Genomic DNA, 26,131 nt, shown 5'->3' with positions numbered 1-26,131 from the left:
ATGCTTGTCGGGTCTCTGCCTGCTTATTAGAACCAGCCTTTTACTTAATCTTGTATATCATTGATTCTATAAAACAGCTTGCTTTAGCAGGCACCTTCTCCGCTTTTCTTATTTAATCAAATCCTGCACAAACTTAGGCAGGGCGAAGGCTGCTTTGTGCAGTTCTTTTGTGTAGTATTTGGTGTCGATGTTATGGAATCTTTCTTCGTTTACGTCAAGCGGGTTGTGTACTTTGGATCCGATGGTGAATGTCCATAGTCCGCTTGGGTATGTTGGGATATTTGCCACGTAAAGGTTTGTGATCGGGAAGATTTCTTTAACATCCCTTTGCACCTCAGTGATCAGGTCCGCCTTGAACCAAGGGTTGTCCGTCTGGGCCACGAAGATGCCGTCTTCTTTAAGTGCTTTAGAGATTCCTGCGTAGAATCCTTTTGTGAATAGGTTTACAGCTGGTCCGACTGGTTCTGTTGAATCGACCATGATGACATCATACTCATTTTCACTTTGTGCGATATGCATAAAGCCATCATCGACTTTTACTTCTACACGTGGATCTTCAAGCATGCCTGCAATTTCCGGAAGGAATTTTTTAGAGTACTCAATTACTTTTCCATCGATTTCAACAAGAGTCGCTTTTTTAACGCTTGGGTGCTTAAGGACTTCACGGATGACCCCTCCGTCTCCGCCGCCTACAACCAATACGTTTTCTGGATTTGGATGAGTGAATAACGGTACATGGGCAACCATTTCATGATAGACGAACTCGTCCTTGACTGAAGTCATGACCATGTCATCCAAAAGGAGCATATTGCCCCACTCTTCTGTTTCTACCATATCAAGCTTTTGAAAATCTGTTTGTTCTGTATGTAAAGTTTTATTCACTTTCATTGTGATACCGAAGTTTTCTGTTTGTTTCTCTGTAAACCAAATGCTCATTGTATATATCCTTCCTTTCTCGATCTATATTATTTTGATTTTATTTCTATCTGTTTAATATACCCAATTTACGGCAATCGACTGGTATTTTTCCTATATTTCTAAAAAAACTTGCCGATTTAAGCACATCAGAAAAAGTATAGAACAATCTAGCAAAAAAGCAATAATAATTTTTTCACTGTCATGCCGGACAATCTTTTTATTCGTCAATTTTATATTTTCGATGTTTAAAAATGACTCTATTTTTTCATACTAAAGAATAAAAAACCCCTTCGTTTGCTTTTACATGCAGCGGTGCTAGCAATAGATCCAGATAGAATATGAGTTTTCAGAAATTACTTGGAAACAGGGCGGTGAAAAAAATGGAAGCAATAACAGGCCAGCGATTCAAAAAGTCCTTAAAATATTTTAGAGCAATCCTGATATTATCAGCACTGGGCCTATTGGCTCTCTTTATTGTTTATATGTCGGTGCTTGGCTATGCGAAGGTGCTTGGCGCTCCTCCGCTTGCTGTACCGAAGTCATCGATTTTTTATGCCGCAGACAACTCTATCATCGGTGAAACCAGCACCGGTCATAAGAGGTACTGGGTGAAGCTGAAGGATATCTCCCCCAATCTGATTGCAGCTACCGTTTCCGTAGAGGATCAGCATTTTTTCACCCATAAGGGATTTGACACGAAGCGCATAGCCGGGGCCATTCTGGCAGACCTTCACGCCATGTCAAAGGTCCAGGGGGCGAGCACCATTACCCAGCAGTATGCAAGAAACCTTTTTCTTCAGCATGATAAAACGTGGAAAAGGAAATTGGATGAAGCCTTTTACACCATCCGGATTGAGATGAATTATTCAAAGGATGAGATTCTGGAGGGCTATTTAAATACTATCTATTACGGGCATGGAGCTTACGGTGTACAGGCGGCTAGCCGATATTATTTCGGCAAGGATGCCAAGGATCTGACTCTTGCAGAGGCCTCTATGCTTGCCGGGATTCCAAAGGGGCCTTCCCGCTATTCGCCCTATGTATCCATGGAAAATGCCAAACAGCGGCAGGCGGTTGTATTGTCCTCCATGCAGCGTTCGGGATTGATCCAGCGTGCAGAAGTTCAAAAAGCCGAAGCTTCCCCGCTCGACTTCAGGAGTCAGCAGGATGAGCCAAGAAAGGCTGCCGCGCCTTACTTCCAGGACGCAGTCAAACAGGCTTTAAGAAATCAGCTCCATCTGGATGAACGGACCATCGAGCTTGGCGGCCTCAGCGTTTATACAACGCTTGATCCTGATGCCCAGAACAAGGCGCAAAGAGCCTTTGACCGGATTATCTCAAAGGAATCAGACATTCAGGGCTCCCTTGTATCAATGGATCCAAAAACAGGGGAAGTAAAAGCCATGATCGGCGGGAGGGACTACAGCAAGAGCCCGTTTAACCGTGCCGTACAGGCCTTGAGACAGCCGGGCTCTACGATGAAGCCGATTCTTTATTACGCAGCACTTGAGCAGGGCTTCACTCCTTCTACTCTTTTAAGGAGCGAGCTGACCGCATTCAAGTATGACCATGACAGAGCCACCTATACACCGCATAATTTCAACAATCAATATGCGGATAAAGACATCACGCTCGCCCAGGCCATTGCCTTATCGGATAATGTATACGCCGTTAAAACCAATCTGTTTTTAAAAGAAGGATCGCTGATCCAGACAGCCCGCCGGTTCGGCATTCACTCTCCTCTTTCTGATGTGCCTTCCCTTGCATTGGGCACTTCCGGTGTGAGGATGACTGAAATGACTGGGGCTTATTCCATGCTTGCCAATGGAGGAAAAGACGTAAAGCCCATTTTCATAAAAAAAGTGGTCAATCATAAAGGGGAGGTCATTTATGAATATGACCGCGAAACCAGGCAGGAATTGAATCCTGATTTAACGTATGTGATGACATCCATGCTGACCGGTATTTTTGATAAAAAGCTGAATGGCTATTCGTCTGTTACAGGCAGCACCATTGCCTTGGAGCTGACAAGACCCTATGCGGGAAAATCCGGCTCGACCGAAACGGACAGCTGGATGATCGGCTATACGCCGCAGCTCGTGACAGGAGTCTGGACTGGCTATGATGATTCCAGGAGGCTCGAGTCCTCCGTGGAAAAGAAATATTCTAAATTGATCTGGGCCGACTTTATGGAAAGCGACTTATCTCAAGTGAAGGCCAAAAAATTCAAGCCTACTTCAAACGTAATCGGAGTGTATGTAAATCCAGAGAGCGGTAAGCTTGCCTCCTCTTCATGTCCAGTAAAACGGTATACCTATTTCGTTAAGGGCACAGAGCCGACGGAATATTGTACAGAGCACTTAAAGGATGGAGCCTCACCGAAGGTTAAAAAGAGCGGCGAAAAGAAGATCCCATGGTACAAGAGGATCTTGGGCAGTTGATTTTTATAAGAGGTAATTAATGAAGGACATGATCCTGTGAAATGCCCTGGTTTTTGTCCTTCATACCGGCTATGAAGGACATTACTCGGTGAAAATGCCCCGGTTTTGTCCTTCATATCGACTGTGAAGGACATTACTCGGTGGAAACATCCTGGTTTTGTCCTTCATACCGACTATGAAGGACATTACTCGGTGGAAACGTCCTGGATTTGGCTCTCATAACATCTGCAAAGGCAGCAACCGATAGAAGACAAGACAAAAAACCCCGGGATGCCCCGGGGTTTTTCGCGTCCTAGCTTTATAGTATTCCTGCTGTAAATAATAGTACTTTTCTTGCTATTCTACAAGCATTTATTTCCCATTTTTAACAGAGAATTTCCGGTTTTTTACCCGCCTGCCCCTTAGACAAGGGTACTGCTCCTTTATTCTCCGCTTTCCAGCAGTCCTTCTTTAAGCTTGGATGTGGAGTTATTCCACATTTCGATGCTGTGATTTTTTAAGAAATCCTTTAAGATCAGCTTTGATTTCTCATCCATATGATCCACGATGATATTCCTTTTAAGGGACTTATCCATACGGTTCACATGCTCAGGAAGGGATTTATAGCCTCTTCTGATGGAACGGTCAACCGTCAGTTCACAGGCTGTCACCCCTGCATAATACGATCCCTCAGGCTTTCTTTCAATGGACACCCAGATCAGCCAGTACGGCTTTCCGTTTGGGACCTCTTCTTTATTCTTCAGGAATTTGATTCCCTTTTCCACCGCACTTCGGGCATGCATGGCCCCGATATCCACAAAGGCTTCTCCCTCTTCGATATCAATAAAAACAGGAGACACATTTTCCAGGCTTAAAGCGCCTGTTCCGTACCCGCCATGTCCGTCTGTCGGATCATTTTTTATAATATTAAATCCCAGCTTTTTCTTCGGCTTTTCTTCCATAACTTACACCTTCTAACATTAATTTTCCGTCAGCATACTGTTGCTCTACTTAAAAAAATATACTGGAGAAGAAGCTCCCTAACCCATTGGCAATTGCAGGAATCACCGTATAAAAGATTGGATTGATGATATAGTCGCCTATCGGTGTGATGACAATCACAAGGAAAATCAGCGAACCATACATTTCAAGCTTCATCATACTGTGGCGGATATGATCCGGCGCCAGGTCCTCGAGTACCCGGTAGCCATCAAGCGGCGGGAATGGCAGTAGATTAAAGACAAACAAAACAAGATTAATCTCAATAAGAGTCTGCAGGAATTTTATCACATATTCATTATCCTGAAGGACTCCTGCTGCGGCGAGACCATAGAAAACCGCAAATCCCACTACAGCAATAAGCAGATTGCTTATCGGCCCGGCAATCGATACCAAAATGCCTGCCAGCCTTGGCCTTTTAAAATACATCCTGTTGACAGGGACCGGGCGCGCCCAGCCGAATCCGGCAATCAAAAGCAGAATGGTCCCGAGCGGATCCAGATGGACCGCAGGATTCAGGGTAAGCCGCCCCTGCTTTTTGGCCGTAGGGTCGCCAAACTTATAAGCAACAATTGCATGTGCATACTCATGCAGAGTGAAAGCGATCATCAACGTAATAACCACATAAGGAATTTCCTCTAATGGGTATTTTAAAAAGCTTTGAATGGTATCCAATTATTCTCCCCCAATTTGTCTTCTGCTTACCAAATTATACTTAGATATATTCCATAGTATAACGGAAACCCGGCCCCATGTTCAAAGAGGATGCCAAAAAACGGCTCTCCCGCTGCTTGCAATTATGAAAAAATTGTGAAAAACTACTCTCAAGGCTTATATAAGGGAGGAAAATCACATGCCATATGTAACAGTAAAAATGCTTGAAGGCCGTTCAGAGGAACAAAAAAAGGCTCTTGTGGAGAAAGTGACAGAGGCTGTAACAGAAACAACAGGCGCTTCTAAGGACAAAGTAGTCGTTTTCATTGAGGAAATGAGCAAGAACCATTATGCGGTTGCAGGCAAGCGTCTGAGCGACGAATAATAAAGGACTGGCATTTTATCTGGAACTTAGAATTAGACGGGAGGCTAACCTATATAAAAAACTGAATTGTGTGCCGCATCATTTATTTTTATGGACAAAGGTATATTCAGTATATAGGGATTATTATTCTGTATTTAGGGACAAGTAACTTATACCATAGTCGGGAGAGATTAAAGGAATTTTTGTACGCCTTAATCAATTTTTAATTCCTGCCCGAGTGGAGTGGAAGGCGCGAAGACTCCTTAATCCAGCTGCGGAACTGAGACCCTCGAGTCATAAGTCAATCAGTCCATGGGAAGAAAAACGCTTCCCACGCCCTGACCGCCTTATGCTGATCGGGTCTCTGCCTGCTAATATTTCGAGTTTTTCAATTGAAAAGGATTTACATTGAACAAAAAAAAGATTACTTAGCAGGCACCGTTCTCCGCTTTTCTGAGTGGGAGCAGCGGGACAGGTGAGACCCCACAGGCGAAGCCGAGGAGGCTCACCGCCCGCCCCACGGAAAGCGAAGCGCCTGGAACGGAACTCGGGCAGCCCCATTTTAACATTAGACTAAATAAATCGACTTTCATCCTAAAAAAGAAAAGAATGCTCTTTCGTATATAAATTTCTAATTCTGATGATTCCACATTTCTACCCTTCATCAAAAAATAAAGCTAAGCATCCTACTGGAGCTTAGCTTTTTCCTGTAATTTCGCAATGTATTGGTAGGCTTCTTCGATTTCTTCGAGTGTATATTTCTGCTTGCTCTTCAAGGTAAAGACCTTCTCACAGACTTCTTCTTTCGGCAGGCTGTCAAAGTATAACACAGTGGAAACCAGTTCAAGGAATCTTGCATTCTGTACATTCATATCCTGAAGGCATGGTTCCAATGCAGGCATTTCCATCTGGTATAGATCCAGGAACTCTTTTCCGGAGTCTGTCAATGTATAGCAATATTGATAGTATCCGCTCTTTTTTTCCCTGGCTTCATTCAAGTATCCAAGATTGCATAGCTCCTCCACCCTCAGCGTAAGCTCCTCTGAGTATGGTCCATAAAAATGAAACTGAAATTTTTCCTGAAATGGGAAGGAAATCTTTTTTGCGATATAAATCATTTTCTGTAGCTTTTTTCGTCCAGATATCTCACCGGCTAGTGCAATGGCATGGATAATTTTAGCATGATCATTAAACAAGGTCTTTCACTCCTTGGATTCCTTTAATATCCCTGAGGCGGAGCCGTTTTTCATCTTCGTATATCCACAGAGTCTGGCTCTTAACAATTCTATTAGTCGAGATCAAGCAGCTGCCTGATCTGCTTCTTTATTTTACGTTTGCCGCTTTCATCCTCCAGCAGATCTGCAGGGAAATACAGCTTATGGTCCGTTCTTCTCTTGCCTGAGATCGCATCCACTATCTCGGACTCCCTCGACAGCTCCCGGATTTCCCCATTATTCTTCAATAGATGGATCGGCAGCCTTTCCTCCTCTTCACCCGGCCTGTAAAAGTCGTACGGCAGGTCTGAGGAAGAATCCACAACCAGGTAATATTCAGGATCAATTCCAGCTTTGATAAAAAGCTTATTCAGCTCCAATAATTTGCTCATCTGGCTGTTAGAAGGATGGAACTCCACATATTTAAAGAGCTTCCGGTTTACAAATCGGTCGCACAGGTCCTTTAAAATGGGATCATTCTCTTCCTGCCAGAGCTGGAAATAATACAGCATTACGGATTCATCGAGCTTTAAGTAGTCCTCAAGCGAGGTCTCTCCTTTAAACAGGGAGTAGAAATGGATCGGCTCGAGTTTAAATGTATAATTCTTTTCAAATAAATGCTTGGCCCTGTGAAGGATTTTGGTCAAAATGACTTCAGCGCTCCGGGTTACAGGATGGAAATATACCTGCCAGTACATCTGATACCGGCTCATGATGTAATCCTCTACAGCATGCATTCCGCTCTGCTTGATGACCACCTGGTCTTCCCTCGGCCTCATCACCCTGAGGATCCTTTCCATATCGAAGTGGCCGTAGCTTACACCTGTGAAATACGCATCCCGCTGGAGGTAGTCCATGCGGTCTGCATCGATCTGGCTTGAAATCAAGCTGACTACTAATTTATTTTTATAGGTTTTGGCAATGACATCAGAGACTTTTTGAGGAAAATCTGAAGCCACCCTGCTTAAGACTTCATTTATTTCCGTATTTCCCAGTATAATCTGCTGGGTAAAGTGCTCATGATCCAGATCAAAGACCTTTTCAAAAGAGTGAGAAAATGGGCCATGCCCTAAATCATGAAGAAGAGCGGCACACAGCGACAGAAGCCGCTCGCTCTGGTCCCATTCCGGACGGCCGTTAAATACATCATCCACGATGCGCCTGATAATCTCGTATACTCCAAGAGAATGATTCAGGCGGCTGTGCTCAGCGCCGTGGAAAACAAGAAAGGTTGTCCCAAGCTGGCGGACCCGCCTTAACCGCTGAAATTCCTTCGTTCCGATTAAATCCCAGATAACCTTGTCCTTTACATGTATGTACCGATGAACAGGATCCTTAAAGACCTTCTCTTCATGCAATTTTTCCTCGGAATATCCCATAGGCGACCCTCTTTTTCTTTAAGGCTCTTTAAAACAGCGATCTTTACATAACTGTTTTAATTATACCCCGTATTGCTCATGAATCCCACTGCCCATTAGCTGGAAATATAAATTTTTTGGCGAAATTTTGCAGATGCTGTCTTATTCCGTCCATATTTCCGCATCGGGCCTAGCTTGTGAGCTTGATTAGAATATACCACTCCTGAAAAAAAACTAACAAATACTAAAAGCATCTCATACTATTTTCCATTTCTTATTATGAACATTTTTGCTTAAGGCATTCCTCCTTTTCAACTATCTGCTTTTCTATCTAACTCGTTTGTATAAAAACTTGTAAAAGTGTACAGACTGATTTCTAAGAAGAGGTCAAAGATGAGCGGCCAAGCTTGTCTCCCTCTAAGGTTATTTTCCCCTGAGAAAGGAAGGAATCATATGAAAGTCAGGCAAGACGCTTGGACAGAAGAAAATGATTTATTGTTGGCAGAAACCGTATTGCGCCATGTGAGAGAAGGAAGCACCCAGCTGAATGCATTTGAAGAAATAGGAGACAAGCTCAATCGTACATCAGCAGCATGCGGATTCCGCTGGAATGCGGTCGTCCGGCATAATTATGAAAAAGCTCTGCAGCTTGCGAAGAAACAGCGGAAACAAAGAAACAGAATTCTCGGCAAAGATCAGGGAGGAAAGAAAAAGCTTCTTTATAATCCGCCTGCCCCAGCCATGGAGGACATTATGGTTTCTGCTCCGATAGAAGAAATGCAGTCTCATAATCCACAAGAATTAGAAGCAGCAGAAATGGTAGACATGACAAACATGGCAGAAATGGCAGATATGAAGCAGCCTCCGCAAAGCACACCACAAGAACCCGTCTATACAGCACAGGCAAGGGCTTATCTGGCACCTTCACGCCCGCAGATCAATCTGGATACCGTTATTACTTACCTTCAAACTCTCAGCACCAGTGAGCTGCAAAACCAGGTATTAAAAACAGAAAACGAGAGACTCAGTCTCGAAATCAAGGACTTAAAACAGCAGAACGCCGAACTGCAAAAGAGGATTCAGGATCTGGAGCAAAATACCGGCATGATGCAGGAAGACTATGAAACATTAATGAAAATCATGAATCGCGCTAGAAAACATGTCCTATTGGATGAGGAAGAACGCCCTGCCACCAAGTTCAAAATGGACCGAAACGGCAATCTTGAAAAGGTAGCCGAATAATAGAAGCGGCACGGGGAGAAACCCGGATTTTATATGCAGAAAAAAACGAGCATTCCAAGATGCTCGTTTTCTATTTATTTGTCCTGACTAAATTGCCCTCAATCATAGAATGCCAAACTTGCTGTTGCGCTCCACCATCCGTGACAGATGCCCTTCATAGAGAATTGCTTCCCCGCCCTCCAGCTGACTGTTATAGATATAGCCGCTGAAATGTTGAAGGACTTTCAAAAAGCGCAGCATTACATCCTGGACCGTGAAATCCCTTTCTAGCAGTTCGGAAAGCGAGGCCATGACTTCCGGTTGGATTTCCGGAACATCAAATTTAGTCTGAACATCCCTCTTTGCCCTTTGGTAGAATTCCCTGATCAATTCTGCTCTTTTGCTGCCGCTTCCTTCAACAGAAAGATAGATCTGGACGGCTGCTCCATTACGGATTCTTCTCTGTGAAATCCCGGCAAACTTTTTGCCATTTATACTGAGATCGTAGCTCCCTGGACAATAAGATCCTTTGATTTCCCTGGCTTCAATTTTTGCAGGGAAATCCTTGAACATCGCCTTGATCAGTTCATACATGGTTTCATAGCCTCGGTTAATCTCTATTTTATTACGTTCAGATTCAGGGAAAATCAGCGAAAGATTAAGGACCCCTTCATCCAATACAACCGCAAGTCCGCCTGAATTGCGCACTACATAGGAATAGCCTTCCTGCGAAAGGTATGAAAGTCCCTCTTCAAGATAGGGAAGCCTTGTATCCTGGATCCCAAGCACAATCGTCGAATGATGGACCCATGCACGCGCGGCAGCGGGAGAGTGTCCTGCCCCAACTGTCTGGCATAGTGTGTCGTCCAAAGCAAAGGATGACATAGCTTTAAATGAAGGACCCAATGAAGATTGATCGATGATTCTCCATTTATCCTGATTAAGAAGCGAAATTTCCTCAGTCACAATAAAACTCCTTCGAATTCTAATGGCTCTAGTATATCACATGGTGAAGGAGTCCACCCTGCCCGTAAGCCAAAAAAGAGCTGCCCGCGCTGATAGTTTTCCTCCGTTCTATTAACGATTTAAGCCCTGTGCGGCCGTAATCAACGCAAGCTTAAATACATCCTCTTCGCTGCAGCCCCTGGAAAGATCATTCACAGGACGGTTCAGACCCTGCAGGATAGGCCCCAGCGCTTCAAACCCTCCCAATCTTTGGGTTATTTTATAGCTGATATTCCCAGCCTCAAGGCTAGGGAAAATGAATACATTGGCATTTCCCTGGATAGGGGAATCCGGTGCTTTTCTCCCTGCTACCGACGGAACAAAGGCAGCATCAAATTGGAGTTCCCCATCAATCACGAGGAACGGATCGACCCGTCTTGCCTCTTCAACTGCTGCAGCAGTCTTTTCTGTTTCCGGAGACATGGCAGAGCCCTTAGTAGAAAAACTAAGCATGGCCACACGGGGCTCCATATCAAACATCCTGGCTGTCCTTGCGCTTTCTATAGCGATTTCCGCCAGATCCCGGCTGTCAGGGGAAATATTAATGGCACAATCCGCAAAGACATATTTTTCATCTTCCCGGACCATAATGAATACGCCTGATGTTTTATTCACTCCTTCTTTTGTTTTGATAATCTGGAGTGCCGGCCTGACGGTTTCTGCTGTAGAATGAGCCGCTCCGCTCACAAGGCCATCCGCCCTATTGGTGTAGACCAGCATGGTCCCGAAGTAATTCTCATCCAGAAGCAGGGTCCTGGCCTGTTCTGGTGTCACCTTCCCATTCCGGCGTTCCACAAAGGACGCGACGAGTTCATCCATCATAATGAAATTTGCAGGATCATAGATTTCAATGGCTTCAAGCGATACCTTCATTTCCCTGGCTTTTGCCTGGATCTGCTCAATATTCCCGATGAGGATGGGCATAAGGATTTTCTCGGCAGCCAGCCTGCCCGCTGCCGCAATGATTCGTTCATCCATTCCCTCTGGAAAAACAATGCGTATGTTATGACCATGAATCCTCTCTTGCAGTGCCTCAAATAAATCGCTCATGCTTCCACCTTCTTTCCGCATTATCCGCTTAGAATTTCTGGTTTTTCATGATTCGTCTTGTGGTGCTTTCCTTTTAATCTCTTTAAAATGAATACCCGGTTTTAGGGGTAAAAATTCCTTTCATTTGGAATATTACAAGTAGAACATAAGCTTGATGCAAACGCCTATCTCTGTTCACCAAAACGCAACATTTCCGGACGGCAGAAAGCTGGAAATGGCAGGTCCGTATGTTATAGTAAAATGGTAAGTATAAACGCTTGATACGTAAAAAAGATTGATATGGAGTGATATAAATGAGTGAAGCAGCAGAAACTCTCGATGGCTGGTATTGTTTACACGATTTCCGTTCCGTAGATTGGACAACCTGGAAAATGCTTCCCGAGGATGAGCGCCAGGAAGCTATAGAGGAATTCCTGGCCCTCGTGAATAAATGGAACGAAACACAGGAAGCCAAACAGGGCAGCCACGCCATTTACACAATCACAGGACAAAAAGCGGATTTCATGATGATGATTCTTCGTCCGACCATGGAAGAGCTCAACATCATCGAAACTGAATTCAACAAAACCAAGTTTGCTGAATTCCTGGTTCCTGCCCATTCCTATGTATCTGTAGTCGAGCTGAGCAACTACCTGGCTTCAGGAGAGGACCCTTACCAGAACCCGCATGTCATCGCCCGTCTATACCCTGAGCTTCCAAAAGCCAAATATGTCTGTTTCTATCCAATGGACAAGCGCCGTCAGGGAAATGACAACTGGTACATGCTTCCCATGGATGAACGCAAATCCCTCATGCGCTCTCACGGCATGATCGGCCGCAAATATGCAGGCAAAGTCAAGCAGATCATTACAGGCTCTGTCGGATTTGACGACTACGAATGGGGCGTAACTCTATTCGCAGAAGATGTACTCCAATTCAAAAAGCTCGTCTATGAAATGCGCTTCGACGAAGTCAGCGCCCGCTACGGCGAATTCGGCTCGTTCTTCGTCGGAAACATCCTGACTGAAGAGGATGTTCCTAAGTTTTTGCAGGTTTAACATAATGTGTGTGCATGGGGACTGTCTGCTAAGTCCCTAAACATAGAGCAGGCGGAGAAAAACGAAAAGTTTTCTCCACCTGCTTTTGTTTTTGTTCTTCGGCCGGCTTCCCCATTTAGGATGGATCGGCTGGAGGTCGGCTTTATGCACCCAGCCTGACAAATAGAGGGAGGAATTCCCCTTAATTTGAAATAAGGGGAAAAAAGAACTTGAATAGCGGGAGAAATTCCCTCTATTGACCCAAAAATATTAAAAATGAGGGGATTTTCTTTGCATAAGGGAAAATCTTCCCCTTATATTCCCCCAAAACGAGCTCCATTTTGAATTAACAGGAAAATCTCCCCTTATTTTACCTAAGGTTTTTCATCAATCTCTGAAAAAGCACCGTTCTCCGCTTTAGGCCCTGCCAGTTTCCATGCTGAGACCCTCGGAGTCATAAGCCAGGCTGTCTATGGAGCGAAAGACCGCTCCCCATAGCCCCCCTGTCTTATGCTTGCACTAAAGTATAAGTGCGACTACGCTTCTGTCTTCGCTGACACTCGCCAATCAGCAAGTCTTCTTAATCGGGTCTCTGCCTCCCAATATTTTTTTTCCAAAAAAGACTGCTCTACATGGCAATAAAAAACAGGCCCTGCTGGAAGGCACCGCATTCCGCTTTAGGTCCTGCCAGCTCCGAACTGACATCCTCGAGTCATAAGCCAGGCTGTCTACGGGGAGGAAAACCGCTCCCCATAGCCACCCCGTCTTATGATTGTCGGATGTCTGCTTTTTCGCTGAGTCTAGTATTTTCACGAAAAATCTTCATCCATTTTCTTCGGGACAAGTACCATTTGAAAAAGCACCGTTCTCTGCTTTAGAAGGAATATCTCCCTTTTTAAATCATACATATGAAATAGTGAGAATTTGCTTATTAGACATTTATCCTTTGGGCTTGTGTTTTGGGGGTCCGGGCTGGTTTTGGCAGCGGGATGGATGTTCATCTACAGGATCTTCTGTCACTGTATTATATGTTTTATAGGAGGGATTTTGTAATGAGGCAATCTGAAACAAATCCATACTCTAGCTATGGATATACTCCCCCGCATAGCCCATATCAGGGTCAGCAGCAGGGATATCAGGGTCCCGGGGGATCCCAAGGATACCAGCCGCAGCAGCTTCCTGGTTCTCAGCCTATTATGACTTATAAGCCGCCTTCTGCTGGTGGTATGGGCGGCGGAGGCATGGGGGCTGGAGGACCTGGAGCGGGGATGCTGCCAACGGAACAGTCTTATATTGAAAACATCCTGAGGCTGAACCGGGGCAAGCTGGCCACTGTTTATGCAACCTTTGAAAATAACCGGGAATGGAATGCAAAAATATTTAAGGGGATCGTTGAAGCTGCCGGCCGGGATCATATCATCCTCAGCGACCCGCAGAGCGGTACGAGGTATATAATTCTAATGGTGTATGTAGATTATATTACTTTCGACGAAGAAATAGAGTATGAATATCCTTATGGAGCGGGCCAGGCTGGTTTAGCTACATATCCGCCGCGCTGACAAAAAAAGGAAACCGCCATGGCAATTAGGCGGTTTCCTCTTTTTCCTTATAAATGTTTATATACGGCAACCATGATCAGGACCCAGGCCGCTAAGAAGGAAATGCCCCCCAGCGGAGTAATGGCGCCAAGAACCTTGATTCCAGTCACACTGAGGACGTACAGGCTTCCCGAGAACAGGATGATTCCTGCCAGCATAAGCCAGCCTGCAGTTCCAAGCAGACTCCCTTGGATTTTCCCCATGAGAAGGCCGATGATAAGGAGACCTGCCGCATGAAACATTTGATATTGAACTCCTGTTTTCCAGACTTCTAGATATTTATCAGAAATTTTCCCTTCCAGGCCATGAGCTCCAAATGCACCAAGTGCCACAGCAAGGAAGGCATTGATGGCTCCTGCCAATAAAAATACTTTCAATTCATTCCACCCCTTATTGTAAGAGGCCCTGATCGGCCTCTTTTTTTATGAACGATATCACTATGTAATCCGGCACCTAAAAATCAAGTAAGGAAGAGCCATTTGCCCCTTCGATTCTTTTAGGCTCCGCCTGCGGTATAGAAGGCTGCACCGCCGTTTTTACCTCAGGAGTCCGGAATGACCGGACTGCCGGAGCAGGAACCTCTGCACCTTTTTCAAGCATGAGCTCGCACAACGAATGAATGGCTATTATGTATTTTTCAGCCCCGTCTTCCGGAGAATTCCTCGCTTTTCGGAGAAGGTCCTCCATCTTGGCCAAAATTACTTCAGACGCAATTTGCATATTATCACCTCTTACCTGTTCCTCGTGCCCCTGAAAAAGTCATTCTCTTCTATGCTGTATTTTACTCTCCATTGGCCGCTTTCTCAAATTCTTTTAATTGTTTTTCTGAACCGAAGATCACGATTATATCATCAGGAAGCAGCTTTTCATCTCCCTCTGGATTGCTGTTTGTCTCTTCCTCCCTGACAATCGCCATGATCATGACACCGTATGTGCCATGCACATCCAGCCCCCCGATTGTCTTATGGGCAAACGGAGAGTCTTTCTTGAGTTGAATTTCCTCAATTCCATAACTCCTTTTGCCTTTTGTAAGCATTTCACTTACATAATCCACACTGACGGGTTTGAGAATGGAAAGAACCATATGCCTTCCTCCCATGGAGGAAGGATTGACCACTCTCTGTGCACCTGCCCGTATCAGCTTGTCCTCCGTTTGCCGTTTCTCCGCCCTGGCAATGACCTTTATCCGTTCGTTTACCCCTTTTGCAGTCAGAGTCACAAACACATTGTCCGCATCTCCCGGGAGAGTGGTGACCAGGCTTGCCGCGTTTTCAATTCCCGCTTTTTTCAGCACCTCATCATTTGTCGCATCCCCGATGATATATTGAACGAACGGAGGCAGTTTTTCTGAAAAGACCTCTTCATTGGTATCTATGATAACGGTAGGTGTTTCCGACTGGATCAACTCCTGGAGCACCTGCTCCCCGACACGTCCGTAACCGCAAAGAATGACATGATCCTTTAGCTTAGCAATCAATTTACCCCTTCTCCTTTCTGCAAACGTTTTAGAGAGATGCCCTTCAATCATGATGGTAGCAAGGGCACCTGTTGCATACGTGACAATCCCGATTCCAAGAGGAATAATCAATAAAGCAAACAGTTTTCCATATAACGTTTCAGGGACCGTATCTCCGTATCCAACCGTCAGCACAGTAATGATGGTCAGCCAGAAGGACTTGAAAACGGAGATATGTTCTGAATAATAAAAACCGACTGTTCCAAAAAAAACCACGATGATCATCGCATAAATCGCATTATAAATATGCTTGAATTTTTGATATTCCATCAGAACATCTCCTTCATTGACAAGACTGGGTGCCGGCGACCTTTATGATTCAGAGTTAAAAATGTTCCATGTGAAACATCCCTTACAGCTGCGGAAGCGACCAGTCTACCTGCTTTATCCCTGCCTGCAGCAAATAGGAATTCGTTTTAGAAAATGGCCTGCTTCCAAAAAATCCTTTATTTGCAGAAAGTGGGCTTGGATGCGGCGAAGTGATGATGAAATGCTTTTTTGTATCGATCAGGTTCATCTTTGCCTGTGCAGGTTTTCCCCAAAGGATAAATACAACCGGATCCTCTCTGTCATTCAATGTGCGGATGATTTGATCCGTAAGAATCTCCCATCCCTTTCCCCGATGTGAATTTGCCTGCCCTTTTCTAACGGTTAGAACTGTATTTAAAAGGAGCACTCCTTGCTTCGCCCATGAAGTCAGATGGCCATGGCCGGGTATTTCACAGCCAAGGTCCTCGTGAAGCTCCTTATATATATTTTTTAGTGAAGGAGGTATCCGGACGTCCGGTTTAACGGAAAAGCTCAAACCATGCGCCTGCCCAGGCCCATGATAAGGATCCTGGCCCAGGATAACTGCCTTTACAGCTTTGCAGGGAGTATAACGGAGAGCATTGAAGATCTCTTCCTTCTGAGGATAGATGATCTGCTCTTCATATTCTTTCTGAAGGAAGGCTTCTAATTCAGCAAAATAAGATTTTTCGAATTCCTCCTTCAGGAGATTCCGCCAGTCTGTATCTATCACTTTTTCAATCATGTTTTACCTCCCTAAGTTTTTGGCCTGCCGCTTAAGGCCAGGATTCAACATTCTTTTCCCTTTTTTAAAATCGCTGTAAACCTTGGAAAATCCAATGTTTAACTTACCCGCAAACGGATATATAAGTGATGAAGCTATTAAAGCTGATTCAATTTTACTATAAGAAGCTTATATAAGGAGGAATTCAGTTATGTATCAAGTACATGTGGTAGAAAACGGCCTACAGGCTAAAGAAAAAATTGATAGCCTTGGATTCAGCAAGGAAAATGTATATTTGTTCGCACATGATAAGGACCGTTCTGAGCATCTTACTGAAGCAACTCATACTGAAGAAGTCGGAATGGGTGAACAGGGACTTCTAAGTTCTCTTGGAAATGTCTTTAAATCCCGTGGAGACGAGCTGCGCAGCAAAATGGAATCCCTTGGGTTAACCAAGCAGGAAGCCGCTCAATATGAAACCGAGCTTGATAAAGGCAGGGTCGTACTCGTCGCGACAGACGATGTTACACATTAAAACCCGAAAATAAGACCGGCTGCCTGGGCTTCTCTGGCAGCCGGTCTTATTTATTCTTTTTGGGCTAACATGTCATCAAACTCTTTCATTTTACCGATAGGAACCAGGATAAATAAAGCATCCCCCTTTTTGATTTCCGTATCTCCTTGGGGAATCACAAAGCTTTCCCCTCTTATAATGGCTGTAATAAGTGCATCATCCGGCAAATTCAAATCCATGATTTCCTTGCCGACAAACCAGGAAAACTCCTCCACCTTTACCTCTATCATATCGATCTGCGTGCGCCCCAGCGTCAAAAGCTCCAGGCTTCGCGGCGGAGTGCTCTTGTTTTTTTCTATAAGTCCCAGACGTTCGGCCAGAGGATTCATGGTTGTCCCTTGAATTAGGGCTGAGGCCAGAACAACAAAGAACACCAGATTGAATATATAGCCCGCATGAGAAAGGTCCGCAAAAAGAGGGTAAATAGCCAGTACAACCGGCACGGCCCCTTTCAGTCCTCCCCAGCTGAGGAAGATCCGCTCTTTAAATGTAAACTTAGAAAACAGCGTACTCAGAAATACCCCGATCGGCCGTCCAACGAAAATAACCAAAAGAGAGATGATAATTCCCTTTTCCACGATAGACAACAGATTATCAGGAAAAACAAATAACCCCAGTGTAATGAACATCAGCATCTGCATCAGCCAGGCAAATCCGCTGTTGAACCGGGTAATCGTAAAGTGATACCGCAGCTCTTGATTTCCAATATAAACAGCCAGTACATAAACAGCAAGAAGACCGCTTCCATGCAGAACCGTGGTAAGGCTGTATCCGAAAATGGCAAAGCCTATGGCCAGAACTGGATACAAGCCGGATTCATCAAGTTTGATCTTATTGATGATATACACAGACACTTTTCCAATAACCAGACCCATTACAAGCCCGAAGCCCATCTCCCATATAAATTTCAGGATCAGGGAGATAACATTATATTTCCCGCCATCACTGATAATTTCAATAAAACTGATGGTTAAGAAGAATGCCATTGGATCATTGGTCCCTGATTCCGCTTCAAGTGCAGCGGTCAGATTCCCTTTTATATTCTTGCTTCCAAGGACAGAAAAAATGGCCGCAGCATCTGTAGAGCCCACAATCGATCCAAACAAAAAGCTTTCTAGCCAGTTCAGGTCTAATATATACCTTGCAAACACCCCAACAAGAACGGTGCTCAACAGGACGCCCAATGTGGAGAGTGAGAGGGAGGTTTTTATCACAGGGCGAATATGCTTCCAGTTTGTCTGCATTCCTCCGTCAAAAAGGATGATGATCAGAGCTATAATCCCGACAAGCTGAGTGATGGAGGCATCCTGAAAGTGAATGAAGTGATTTAATACCAGCCCCACTGCAACGAACAGGACGAGCGATGGCAGTCCCAGACGCGAAGAAAACTTTGCCGACCCTACCCCGATAATCAATAAAATGGAGCATATTAATATGATATTATCTGTTGAAAAATTCACTGCTGCCTCCTCTTTTTATTTTTTATTTCTCTATACCCCTAATGTCCTAAGAAACATTCACCTTTTTGATTAATTTTCATATTTACCCGGCCGGTTGTTCAATAAAGCCAGAAACCTATCAATTTATTTCTTCTCTTTAACGTTCTATGATAGAATATTTAGATAATAGAAATATCTTTTAGGGGGAAATCAAATGAGTAAGACTCAGGAATTGCTTGAAAAATATGCGGATGTCGCCTTGAAAATCGGCGTTAATTTACAGGAAGGACAGCCTCTAGTCATTCAGGCTCCTGTTTCAGCAGCAGAATTTGCCCGCGTTATTGCAAAGAGAGCGTTTGCAGCAGGAGCTGGCAATGTATTTGTGGAATATGGCGATGAAGCCTTCGGCCGGATTAAAACCGAAAATGCTCCTAAAGAAGCCTTAACATATGTTTCAGAGAATTATATTAAGATGATGGAAGAATATCAACAGATGGGCGCTTCCTTCCTGCAGATTTATTCCCCAAATCCAGATGCACTTGCGGGAGTCGATCCTGAGCGTGTGGCCATACGCACTAAGGCCAACGCAGCAGCTATGGAGAACTTCAAAAATGAAATGATGAAAGGCGGAGTCAGCTGGAATATCATCTCTACTCCGACTCAAGAATGGGCCCAGAAGGTATTCCCTAATTCAACCGTTGAGGAAGCAGTCGAAAAACTGTGGGATGCCATCTTCTCGACTACCCGCATCTATGAGGAAGATCCGGTCGAGGCTTGGAGAGTCCATGGAGAAACCCTGCATCAAAAGCTTGAATACTTAAACACAAAAAAATACAAAAAGCTTCATTACCGTGCACCAGGAACCGACCTCTCCATCGAGCTTCCATCCGGCCATAAATGGGTGGGCGGTGCTGTGAAGAATACAAAAGGACTGGATTATACACCGAACATCCCAACAGAGGAAGTCTTCACACTGGCCAAGAAGGACGGAGTAAACGGAACAGTTACCAGCACGATGCCGCTTAACTATAATGGCACTACCATTGAGAACTTCTCCCTGACCTTCAAGGACGGAAAAGCAGTGGAATTCACAGCGGGTACAGGAGAGGAAACTCTGAAGAAAATGCTTGAAATTGATGAAGGAGCAGCCTACTTAGGAGAAGTTGCCCTTGTACCGCATGATTCACCCATTTCTAATAAAAACATTATCTTCTACAATACCTTATTTGATGAAAATGCTTCCTGCCACCTTGCCGTGGGAGCTGCCTACCCGATCTGTCTTGAAGAAGGAACAACCATGAGCAAAGACGAACTGGCAGCAGCCGGAGTCAACTACAGCCTGTCCCATGTCGACTTCATGGTCGGCTCAAACGAACTTGATATTGACGGTGAAACTGAAGACGGACAGCTGGAGCCGGTATTCCGAAAAGGGAATTGGGCGTTTTAAGAAAATAAGCAAAGAGGCTGCGGCCTCTTTTTTTTTCAGGGTGGGATGGGAAATTTAATGGGTTTTTAGATCATTTTGGGGCTGCCTGGATCATTGGGTGGATTTCCAGATCATTGCGGGGCCGCCCGGATCATTCGCAGAATATCTGGATCATTTAAAAAAATTTTATATCAATCCTCTCAGTTGATCCTCCCCTAAAAAAGGGTTTAGATCATTGATCACGAAAACTGGATCATTAACCATAAAAAGCCGATCATTAAATCCTTAAATCGGATCATTTATCTTAGAAAGCGGATCATAAATGGCCCATCTCAACCTGCTTTCTGTCTTAGAAGCATTAAGTAACCACAAAGAACTGACTGTCGGTAAGATCAGTCAGTTTTTTGTTTTTTCAGCCAAGAAGCTTTTGATATAAGGATTTAGCATACACCACATCTTTGGTTCCGTGGATCAGGGCCCTTCCATCTTTGAAAACTACAATTCTTTCGCCGTCATTTTCTGCAGAAACTAAATAGGGATTTGCTTTCACATCATAGCCCTGGGCGTTCAAGCTTCCTGCGAGCTGTTTTAATTCAAGCTGGACAAGAGCAGGCGGACGCACCTGGACCGTTTCCCTGCCGCATAGGACGGCTGTTTTGGTTGTATTTTCAGCCTGCAGGTAAGGATATACCGCATCACTTCCGCACGTCAGACAGTCATCCCTTTTAGCCCTACCCGCTTTAATGCTCTGATACTGGGAATTCCATAAATCAAAGCTGACAAATGTGGTGCGCACAGCATCCCAGTCACCCACAAGGATTTTTAATGCCTCAGCGGTCTGATGGGCCACTGTCATCTGGACTGCTGGCCCGATAATCCCCGCGGTATCACAGTTAATTCCCTGCATGGGGATGGTCCTAAGCAGGCAATTAAGACACGGAGTCTTTCCCGGCAGGATGGTAAAACTCATCCCGAAGCTTCCGACACACGCACCATAGATCCAGGGAATCTTATGTTTATGGGCCAGGTCATTCACCATCAGCCTTGTCTCAAAATTATCTGCTGCATCAATGATTAAGTCCACATCCTGTAGAATCAGCTCAAGGCTCTGTGGTACAGCGTCCATGACGAAGGCATGTATCTCGGCTTCCGAGTTAATCTCCTCCAAATGCCTTTTTGCTGCCGCTGCCTTTGGGTATTTTTTATGTACATCCTGTTCTGTATATAATTGCTGTCTTTGAAGATTGCTTTCTTCTACATAATCACGGTCAACAATGGTCAATTTTCCGATTCCGGCCCTGACAAGGACCTCTGAATTGGCTGCTCCTAAAGCACCCGCTCCAATAATAAGAACATGGCTTGCCTTTAATTTTTCCTGACCATGGGGACCAATGCCTGAAAAAAGCACCTGTCTGGAATATCTCTCTGACATGTTTCACCTCCTGGATCTGCCTTCGTAACCATTGACTCAGCCGCCGCTTACAGGCGGAATAAAGGCAACCGTATCTCCTTCTTCCAGAACCGTATCATCCGGCGCAAATTCCTCATTGACCGCCGCCATGACCGTTTCCAGGTTCTCTATCCTATATTCCTGTGACAGCTTCTTTTTTAAATCAGCAAGAGTTTCTCCGCTCATTTCGACTTCCATGGATTCCCTTCCTGCTGCTTCTTTTAAAAATGCAAAGAAAAGTACCTTAATCATTCAGCTCATTCTCCTCCGGTCTGCCATCTGGATAAGCAACGGTTTCTTTTTGGTTGCCAATCCATTCCTCTCCGTCATCCCAATATTCTTTTTTCCAAATCGGGACAATCTCTTTAATTCTCTCAATTGCATATCTGTTCGCTTTATACGCATCATCTCTATGCGGCGTTGAAACAGCAATCACCACCGCAGTATCTGTTATCTCAAGCTTTCCGATCCTATGTGTGATGGCTGTTTTTGCATCGGGCCACCGCTCACTGATTTCGCGTCCGATTTCCTCCAGCTTTTTTACCGCCATCGCTTCATAAGATTCGTAAAACAGATGCAGCGTCTTTTTACCATGAGTAAGCTCACGGACTGTTCCTATGAATGTGGTGATGGCTCCGGCATTCCGCGAGATTACTTTATCTATTACATCCTGAATATCTATTTTATCTCTTGTAATTTCATAGTTCATAGTCGATTCCTCTTAACATCTAGTTTAGTCGAGCGGTTGAAGCCATCATGGCCATTGCCTGCTGCATTTCCGCCTGCTATCCTGAGGGCCTTTTCGTATTCCCAGGGATGGTTCATATTAAAAAACATCAGCTCGAGTTCTTCAATCGAATAGGAGGAAAAGCTGTAATCCTCTATCTGAACCCACTTCACCTTCAGCCTGTCTAAAAAATCTCTCATTCGAAGCTGGCCGCTTTCAAGACAGTCCTCTAAAACCGATAGCGACTCTTTCCTATATCCTGCTGCGAGCGGCTGAGGCCGTCCATCCATCTTGGGTACAGCGGCCTCAAAGCCTTTGAGGAATCCAGCTGTATCACTCAGGATTTCTGCCTTAATAAACGGCATATCACAGGCTGCCGCTAAAACGGCTCCTGTCTCAGCAGCCTTGAGCCCTGCATGAAGCCCTGCCAGCGGTCCAAGCCCCGGATATTCATCCGAAACCATATCCAGGCCGAGAAATTCATATTCCTGCCTGTCATTCGTCACGATGATTACCTTCTCGGATACCTGGCTCAGCTCTGCAATAGTCCTCTCAATATTGAGCCTGCCATTCATATCGAGCAAAGCTTTGTTCGTTCCCATCCGGCTGGATTTCCCGCCTGCTATAATAATCCCGGTAATATTCATGTTATTACCCTTTCCCGCCTCAATGACAATTATTTCCCCGGCGATAACGGTTTGTATAAGCCCATCTTAATTATCGCAATTTTTCAACGGCAATAGAAATATAACGCTCATGGCCGGGTCACTGCCTGCTAAAGAGATATTTTTTCTATCATAAATTCTACATCATGTGTTTTCGTCCCAGTTGTTTCTTTGCAGGCACCGTTCTCCGCTTTTCCCTGATCCAGCTCCGAACTGAGCCCCTCGAGTCATAAGCCAAGCCATCTATGGGATGCAAACCCGCCTTCCCACAGCCGTCTCGTCTTATGCTTGTCGGGTCTCTGCCTGCTAAAGAGTTACTTTTTCTACCAGAAAGTCTACATCATATATTTTTTCCCTGGATTTCTTTGCAGGCACCGTTCTCCGCTTTTCCCTGATCCAGCTCCGAGACTTTAGACCCTCGAGTCATAAGCCAAGCCATCTATGGGATGCAAACCCGCCTTCCCACAGCCGTCTCGTCTTATGCTTGCACTAAAGCATAAGTGCGACTAAGCTTCTGTCTTCGCTTGCGCTCGCCAATCAGCAAGTCTTCTTTATCGGGTCTCTGCCTGCTAAAGAGGTATTCTTTCTATCATAAATTCTACATCATGTGTTTTTTCGTCCCAATTGTTTCTTTGCAGGCACCGTTCTCCGCTTTTTAGTCATTTTATGATATATTCTTCCTATGAGTTTTTTTGTTTTGGTGTAGAGGTTTTTTTGGGTGAGGCAGCACAGCTTTGGAAGTACTACGTCCATTAATTTCCCTATTTTTTGATATTTAATCTTAAAAATAGGCAATCTACTCTACAGATACCTTTTTGAGGAGGTTTTTGATAATGACTATGAAGAAGGCTTTAACTTTAGCAGGTTCTGATTCAAGCGGCGGTGCCGGGCTTCAGGCGGATTTGAAGACGATGCAGGAGCTTGGTGTTTATGGTATGTCGGCAATTACCACTATTGTGACTATGGATCCTAAAAATAACTGGCATCACAATGTATTCCCTATTGATCTGGATGTGATTAAAGCTCAGCTGGAGACGATTCTTTCTACCGGCATTGATGCCATGAAAACAGGAATGCTGGGTTCAGTAGAAATCATTGAGCTTGCAGCTAGCATTATTGATGAATATAAGCTTGAGAATGTGGTCATTGATCCTGTCATGGTTTGTAAGGGCGAGGATGAGGTCCTTCATCCTGAAACAGCAGTGGCGCTTAGGGACGTACTGGTACCGCGTGCGACCGTCGTTACTCCGAATCTTTTTGAGGCTTCTCAGCTTGCCCGGACAAAACCGCTTAAAACACTTGAGGATATGAAGGAAGCAGCCGTTAAAATTCATGAACTCGGAGCCAAGTATGTGCTGATCAAAGGCGGAAGCAAGCTTGAGCATGAAAAGGCGATCGATCTTCTGTATGACGGCAAGGAGTTTACCGTGCTTGAATCCGAGCGTATCGGCACCTCTTATACACACGGAGCAGGCTGTACTTCTTCAGCAGCCATTACGGCTGAGCTGGCAAAAGGCAAGTCTGTGCGCGAAGCAATTGATACAGCTAAAGACTTTATCACTTGCGCCATCAGTCATTCTTGGAAACTGAATGAATATGTCGGTCCTACCATGCATGGTGCCTACCGCCGCTTTGGCGCTGGCCGCGAAACAGAAGCTTCAACTAAATAATCAGCTTTAGAAGAGGCTGCCTCAGGGGAATAACGGAGCCGGACACCAGGTGCTGTATTTTGGGGAATACGATCCTAAATACAAGCTCGCAGCGTCCATACCCATACCCGAGGCTCCTCTTTTTTTGGCTCTTTTCTAAAATGTTTTTTAAAGAGTCTGAAAGCCGATCCCATTATTAAAAAGGTTGATTGGAGTGTAAGGTGCGAGACTCCTCGATCCGGCTCCAAGCTGAGACACTCGAGTCATAAGCCAATCCGCTATGGGAAGAAAAGCACTCCCCACAGCCGGCTCGTCTTATGCTTGTCGTGTCTCTGCCTGCAAATTTTGTTAGGTATTTTATCTTTATTAAATCAACATTGAGCTTTAAAATATCAAATGTTTGGCAGGCACCGCTTTCCGCCTTTCTGCGCGGAATTAGCGGGACAGGTGAGACCCCGCAGGCGAAGCTGAGGAGGCTCACCGCCCGCCCCGCGGAAAGCGAGCATCCTGGAGTGGAAATCAACCACCACGTTCCAAAGCAGCAAACTTTGCGAAAACAGCTTTTTTCAGCCATGGTCAGCTGACAAATTTTACTTCCTATTTTCGGTTTGGACTTTCGCATTCTCTTAGTATTTTTAGTAAGATAATTAGATAGAGCTTATAGAAGATAACTTGAACCAATAGGCTGAAACAGCTGAAATAAATATAAATATAATATTGAATCGGCGGACTATGGGAGGTATGTATATGGAACCAATTCTTTTGGCAGAGGCTCAATCCATTATTGATTCTTTTGCGGGACAGGATGTGTATCTCCATCTGGAAACAACAAATGGAGCTTACGCTTCTCATTTTGATGAAACATTTTTTTCAGCCGGGGCTTATATCAGGAATGCTCTGATCCAATATGAGCATGGCAAAATCACCGGTGCCGGGCCGTATCGTGCCGGCCTAAAGCTTTCGATCGGCTGGGTGTATGCTGAAGGGCTGACTCATTTCGAGGTCGATGGACAGGGCCGATTATTGATGGCTGGATTAGATCCAGCGGGAAAGCTTGCCGTCGCTCTTGAAATCAGCAAAACACCATTTGAATAAAGGAGAGGAATTTCAGTGGCATTTGAAAAAGAAAGACAAGTATTAGTCATTTTTCCTCATCCCGATGATGAGGCATTTGGTGTATCTGGAACCATTGCATCACATGTACAAAACGGCACTCCCGTCACATACGCATGCCTGACTCTTGGTCAGATGGGGCGGAATTTAGGAAACCCTCCTTTCGCTACAAGAGAGTCCCTGCCATTGATAAGAAAGCAGGAGCTGAAGGATGCTGCCGAAGCGCTGGGCATTCAGGATCTCAGGATGCTCGGCCTCCGGGATAAGACCGTTGAATTCGAATCGGAGGAAAAGCTCGATGGGATGATTTCATCCATGGTCGAAGAGCTTAAGCCTTCCCTTGTCATCACCTTCTATCCAGGCTACAGCGTTCACCCCGATCACGAAGCAACGGGCCGTTCCGTTGTCAGGGTACTGAGCAGGATAAAAGAGGAAGACAGACCCAAGCTGCATTGTGTGGCTTTTTCCAATAATTGTGTCGAAGATCTCGGCGAAGCAGACATACGCTACAATGTTAAATCAGTGGAAAAGCAGAAGGTCGCTGCCATTATGGCCCACCGCTCCCAAACCCAGTATATGGTCGCATCATGGGGCGATAAGCTGGTAACCCAGGATCCTGAGCTTTTGGCCTGGATCCATAACGAACGGTTCTGGACCTATCAATGGCCAGATAAAGAGTAAGCCTGCGGCTTGCTCTTTTTTTTGTGGTTATTGCAGCTTACTGCTGATTTTAGAAAGATTTA

Annotated in this window: 27 protein-coding genes; 11 read left to right on the top strand and 16 right to left on the bottom strand. The window is 44.9% G+C overall.

Annotated features, from left to right (window positions below; genetic code table 11):
* Positions 1 to 108 precede the first annotated feature (108 nt).
* Positions 109 to 936, bottom strand: a complete 828-nt coding sequence (gene speE / locus H539_RS0126005) for a polyamine aminopropyltransferase (RefSeq protein ID WP_026695957.1) — start codon at positions 934 to 936, stop codon at positions 109 to 111.
* A gap of 362 nt (positions 937 to 1,298) precedes the next feature.
* Between speE and H539_RS0126000 the strand changes: the two genes are divergently transcribed.
* Entirely contained in the window at positions 1,299 to 3,359 is a 2,061-nt protein-coding gene (locus H539_RS0126000; RefSeq protein WP_026695956.1) for a transglycosylase domain-containing protein, read from the top strand.
* Between the two features lie 422 nt (positions 3,360 to 3,781).
* Here the strand turns inward: H539_RS0126000 and H539_RS0125995 are convergent, their stop codons facing one another.
* Both H539_RS0125995 and H539_RS0125990 read right to left on the bottom strand, forming a co-directional pair.
* Positions 3,782 to 4,300, bottom strand: a complete 519-nt coding sequence (locus tag H539_RS0125995; protein WP_026695955.1) for a YwhD family protein — start codon at positions 4,298 to 4,300, stop codon at positions 3,782 to 3,784.
* Between the two features lie 49 nt (positions 4,301 to 4,349).
* Complete coding sequence (locus tag H539_RS0125990) at positions 4,350 to 5,003, bottom strand: site-2 protease family protein (RefSeq protein WP_026695954.1); 654 nt, start codon at positions 5,001 to 5,003, stop codon at positions 4,350 to 4,352.
* Positions 5,004 to 5,172: 169 nt separating this feature from the next.
* Here H539_RS0125990 and H539_RS0125985 point away from each other — a divergent pair, with 169 nt between their 5' ends.
* Entirely contained in the window at positions 5,173 to 5,376 is a 204-nt protein-coding gene (locus tag H539_RS0125985) for a 2-hydroxymuconate tautomerase (RefSeq protein WP_281171483.1), read from the top strand.
* 665 nt (positions 5,377 to 6,041) lie between these two features.
* Here H539_RS0125985 and H539_RS0125980 read toward each other — a convergent pair.
* Together H539_RS0125980 and H539_RS0125975 are read right to left on the bottom strand one after the other, a co-directional pair.
* Complete coding sequence (locus tag H539_RS0125980; protein WP_026695952.1) at positions 6,042 to 6,551, bottom strand: YwgA family protein; 510 nt, start codon at positions 6,549 to 6,551, stop codon at positions 6,042 to 6,044.
* A 92-nt stretch (positions 6,552 to 6,643) separates the two neighbouring features.
* Complete coding sequence (locus H539_RS0125975) at positions 6,644 to 7,948, bottom strand: HD domain-containing protein (protein ID WP_026695951.1); 1,305 nt, start codon at positions 7,946 to 7,948, stop codon at positions 6,644 to 6,646.
* Positions 7,949 to 8,380: 432 nt separating this feature from the next.
* On the opposite strand from H539_RS0125975, the gene H539_RS0125970 reads away from it, so the two are divergent.
* Entirely contained in the window at positions 8,381 to 9,169 is a 789-nt protein-coding gene (locus H539_RS0125970) for an RsfA family transcriptional regulator (RefSeq protein WP_026695950.1), read from the top strand.
* A gap of 102 nt (positions 9,170 to 9,271) precedes the next feature.
* Here H539_RS0125970 and lipL read toward each other — a convergent pair whose 3' ends face one another.
* Positions 9,272 to 10,114: an octanoyl-[GcvH]:protein N-octanoyltransferase gene (gene lipL, locus H539_RS0125965; protein WP_035324251.1), complete on the bottom strand. Its 843-nt coding sequence runs from the start codon at positions 10,112 to 10,114 to the stop codon at positions 9,272 to 9,274.
* Positions 10,115 to 10,225: 111 nt separating this feature from the next.
* A complete protein-coding gene (pta, locus tag H539_RS0125960; RefSeq protein WP_026695948.1) occupies positions 10,226 to 11,203 on the bottom strand; it encodes a phosphate acetyltransferase in 978 nt (325 codons plus the stop codon).
* 293 nt (positions 11,204 to 11,496) lie between these two features.
* Between pta and hemQ the strand changes: the two genes are divergently transcribed.
* The gene (gene hemQ, locus H539_RS0125955; RefSeq protein ID WP_026695947.1) at positions 11,497 to 12,240 is read left to right on the top strand and encodes a hydrogen peroxide-dependent heme synthase; all 744 of its coding nucleotides are present in this window, start codon (positions 11,497 to 11,499) and stop codon (positions 12,238 to 12,240) included.
* 1,031 nt (positions 12,241 to 13,271) lie between these two features.
* Positions 13,272 to 13,778, top strand: coding sequence for a spore coat protein GerQ (gene gerQ, locus H539_RS0125935; protein WP_026695944.1), 507 nt, complete (start codon positions 13,272 to 13,274; stop codon positions 13,776 to 13,778).
* Between the two features lie 47 nt (positions 13,779 to 13,825).
* Here the strand turns inward: gerQ and H539_RS0125930 are convergent, their stop codons facing one another.
* The 4 genes from H539_RS0125930 to H539_RS0125915 form a co-directional block, all read right to left on the bottom strand.
* On the bottom strand, positions 13,826 to 14,194 hold the full coding sequence (locus H539_RS0125930; protein ID WP_026695943.1) for a DUF423 domain-containing protein: 369 nt from the start codon (positions 14,192 to 14,194) through the stop codon (positions 13,826 to 13,828).
* Positions 14,195 to 14,270: 76 nt separating this feature from the next.
* Positions 14,271 to 14,537 (bottom strand): YwdI family protein, encoded by a 267-nt coding sequence (locus H539_RS29815; RefSeq protein ID WP_035324248.1) that lies wholly within the window; start codon positions 14,535 to 14,537, stop codon positions 14,271 to 14,273.
* A gap of 61 nt (positions 14,538 to 14,598) precedes the next feature.
* Positions 14,599 to 15,603 carry a potassium channel family protein gene (locus H539_RS0125920; protein ID WP_026695942.1) on the bottom strand — a complete coding sequence of 335 codons (1,005 nt, stop codon included), beginning with the start codon at positions 15,601 to 15,603 and terminating at the stop codon, positions 14,599 to 14,601.
* Between the two features lie 82 nt (positions 15,604 to 15,685).
* Entirely contained in the window at positions 15,686 to 16,366 is a 681-nt protein-coding gene (locus tag H539_RS0125915) for a uracil-DNA glycosylase (RefSeq protein ID WP_180321072.1), read from the bottom strand.
* A 190-nt stretch (positions 16,367 to 16,556) separates the two neighbouring features.
* Between H539_RS0125915 and H539_RS0125910 the strand changes: the two genes are divergently transcribed.
* Positions 16,557 to 16,880: a YflT domain-containing protein gene (locus H539_RS0125910; RefSeq protein WP_026695940.1), complete on the top strand. Its 324-nt coding sequence runs from the start codon at positions 16,557 to 16,559 to the stop codon at positions 16,878 to 16,880.
* 50 nt (positions 16,881 to 16,930) lie between these two features.
* Here H539_RS0125910 and H539_RS0125905 read toward each other — a convergent pair whose 3' ends face one another.
* Positions 16,931 to 18,379 carry a potassium/proton antiporter gene (locus H539_RS0125905; RefSeq protein ID WP_026695939.1) on the bottom strand — a complete coding sequence of 483 codons (1,449 nt, stop codon included), beginning with the start codon at positions 18,377 to 18,379 and terminating at the stop codon, positions 16,931 to 16,933.
* Positions 18,380 to 18,572: 193 nt separating this feature from the next.
* Here H539_RS0125905 and H539_RS0125900 point away from each other — a divergent pair, with 193 nt between their 5' ends.
* Positions 18,573 to 19,805, top strand: a complete 1,233-nt coding sequence (locus H539_RS0125900) for an aminopeptidase (protein WP_026695938.1) — start codon at positions 18,573 to 18,575, stop codon at positions 19,803 to 19,805.
* 391 nt (positions 19,806 to 20,196) lie between these two features.
* Here the strand turns inward: H539_RS0125900 and H539_RS0125895 are convergent, their stop codons facing one another.
* From H539_RS0125895 to mobA, 4 genes are read right to left on the bottom strand one after another with little or no spacing between them, the layout of a single operon-like run.
* Positions 20,197 to 21,216, bottom strand: coding sequence for a MoeB/ThiF family adenylyltransferase (locus tag H539_RS0125895; protein ID WP_026695937.1), 1,020 nt, complete (start codon positions 21,214 to 21,216; stop codon positions 20,197 to 20,199).
* 36 nt (positions 21,217 to 21,252) lie between these two features.
* Positions 21,253 to 21,486 (bottom strand): molybdopterin converting factor subunit 1, encoded by a 234-nt coding sequence (moaD, locus tag H539_RS0125890; RefSeq protein WP_026695936.1) that lies wholly within the window; start codon positions 21,484 to 21,486, stop codon positions 21,253 to 21,255.
* Entirely contained in the window at positions 21,479 to 21,943 is a 465-nt protein-coding gene (locus H539_RS0125885; protein ID WP_026695935.1) for a molybdenum cofactor biosynthesis protein MoaE, read from the bottom strand. Before H539_RS0125885 ends, moaD begins: the two co-directional genes overlap by 8 nt.
* The gene (gene mobA / locus H539_RS29810) at positions 21,940 to 22,608 is read right to left on the bottom strand and encodes a molybdenum cofactor guanylyltransferase (RefSeq protein WP_051348816.1); all 669 of its coding nucleotides are present in this window, start codon (positions 22,606 to 22,608) and stop codon (positions 21,940 to 21,942) included. Before mobA ends, H539_RS0125885 begins: the two co-directional genes overlap by 4 nt.
* An 851-nt stretch (positions 22,609 to 23,459) precedes the next feature.
* Between mobA and pdxK the strand changes: the two genes are divergently transcribed.
* The 4 genes from pdxK to bshB2 all read left to right on the top strand — a co-directional run bounded on the left by pdxK (position 23,460) and on the right by bshB2 (position 26,069).
* Positions 23,460 to 24,296, top strand: a complete 837-nt coding sequence (gene pdxK, locus H539_RS0125870; protein WP_026695934.1) for a pyridoxine/pyridoxal/pyridoxamine kinase — start codon at positions 23,460 to 23,462, stop codon at positions 24,294 to 24,296.
* Between the two features lie 296 nt (positions 24,297 to 24,592).
* Entirely contained in the window at positions 24,593 to 24,859 is a 267-nt protein-coding gene (locus H539_RS0125865; RefSeq protein WP_026695933.1) for a hypothetical protein, read from the top strand.
* A gap of 163 nt (positions 24,860 to 25,022) precedes the next feature.
* Positions 25,023 to 25,370 (top strand): YojF family protein, encoded by a 348-nt coding sequence (locus H539_RS0125860; RefSeq protein WP_026695932.1) that lies wholly within the window; start codon positions 25,023 to 25,025, stop codon positions 25,368 to 25,370.
* A 15-nt stretch (positions 25,371 to 25,385) separates the two neighbouring features.
* Positions 25,386 to 26,069: a bacillithiol biosynthesis deacetylase BshB2 gene (bshB2, locus tag H539_RS0125855; protein ID WP_035324245.1), complete on the top strand. Its 684-nt coding sequence runs from the start codon at positions 25,386 to 25,388 to the stop codon at positions 26,067 to 26,069.
* Positions 26,070 to 26,131 lie beyond the last annotated feature (62 nt).

The sequence above is a fragment of the Peribacillus kribbensis DSM 17871 genome, from assembly GCF_000430765.1.
GTDB lineage: Bacteria > Bacillota > Bacilli > Bacillales > DSM-1321 > Paraperibacillus > Paraperibacillus kribbensis.
Note: the sequence above shows the minus strand (reverse complement) of the source record. Positions and strands in the feature narration are given on the sequence as shown.

Bases quoted from the DNA above. Each gene is read 5' to 3' on its own strand.
- speE (WP_026695957.1), bottom strand. From the start codon at position 936: ATGAGCATTTGGTTTACAGAGAAACAAACAGAAAACTTCGGTATCACA.
- H539_RS0126000 (WP_026695956.1), top strand. From the start codon at position 1,299: ATGGAAGCAATAACAGGCCAGCGATTCAAAAAGTCCTTAAAATATTTT.
- H539_RS0125995 (WP_026695955.1), bottom strand. From the start codon at position 4,300: ATGGAAGAAAAGCCGAAGAAAAAGCTGGGATTTAATATTATAAAAAAT.
- H539_RS0125975 (WP_026695951.1), bottom strand. From the start codon at position 7,948: ATGGGATATTCCGAGGAAAAATTGCATGAAGAGAAGGTCTTTAAGGAT.
- H539_RS0125970 (WP_026695950.1), top strand. From the start codon at position 8,381: ATGAAAGTCAGGCAAGACGCTTGGACAGAAGAAAATGATTTATTGTTG.
- pta (WP_026695948.1), bottom strand. From the start codon at position 11,203: ATGAGCGATTTATTTGAGGCACTGCAAGAGAGGATTCATGGTCATAAC.
- hemQ (WP_026695947.1), top strand. From the start codon at position 11,497: ATGAGTGAAGCAGCAGAAACTCTCGATGGCTGGTATTGTTTACACGAT.
- gerQ (WP_026695944.1), top strand. From the start codon at position 13,272: ATGAGGCAATCTGAAACAAATCCATACTCTAGCTATGGATATACTCCC.
- H539_RS29815 (WP_035324248.1), bottom strand. From the start codon at position 14,537: ATGCAAATTGCGTCTGAAGTAATTTTGGCCAAGATGGAGGACCTTCTC.
- H539_RS0125920 (WP_026695942.1), bottom strand. From the start codon at position 15,603: ATGGAATATCAAAAATTCAAGCATATTTATAATGCGATTTATGCGATG.
- H539_RS0125915 (WP_180321072.1), bottom strand. From the start codon at position 16,366: ATGATTGAAAAAGTGATAGATACAGACTGGCGGAATCTCCTGAAGGAG.
- H539_RS0125910 (WP_026695940.1), top strand. From the start codon at position 16,557: ATGTATCAAGTACATGTGGTAGAAAACGGCCTACAGGCTAAAGAAAAA.
- H539_RS0125900 (WP_026695938.1), top strand. From the start codon at position 18,573: ATGAGTAAGACTCAGGAATTGCTTGAAAAATATGCGGATGTCGCCTTG.
- H539_RS0125895 (WP_026695937.1), bottom strand. From the start codon at position 21,216: ATGTCAGAGAGATATTCCAGACAGGTGCTTTTTTCAGGCATTGGTCCC.
- moaD (WP_026695936.1), bottom strand. From the start codon at position 21,486: ATGATTAAGGTACTTTTCTTTGCATTTTTAAAAGAAGCAGCAGGAAGG.
- H539_RS0125885 (WP_026695935.1), bottom strand. From the start codon at position 21,943: ATGAACTATGAAATTACAAGAGATAAAATAGATATTCAGGATGTAATA.
- mobA (WP_051348816.1), bottom strand. From the start codon at position 22,608: ATGAATATTACCGGGATTATTATAGCAGGCGGGAAATCCAGCCGGATG.
- pdxK (WP_026695934.1), top strand. From the start codon at position 23,460: ATGACTATGAAGAAGGCTTTAACTTTAGCAGGTTCTGATTCAAGCGGC.
- H539_RS0125865 (WP_026695933.1), top strand. From the start codon at position 24,593: ATGCTTGTCGTGTCTCTGCCTGCAAATTTTGTTAGGTATTTTATCTTT.
- H539_RS0125860 (WP_026695932.1), top strand. From the start codon at position 25,023: ATGGAACCAATTCTTTTGGCAGAGGCTCAATCCATTATTGATTCTTTT.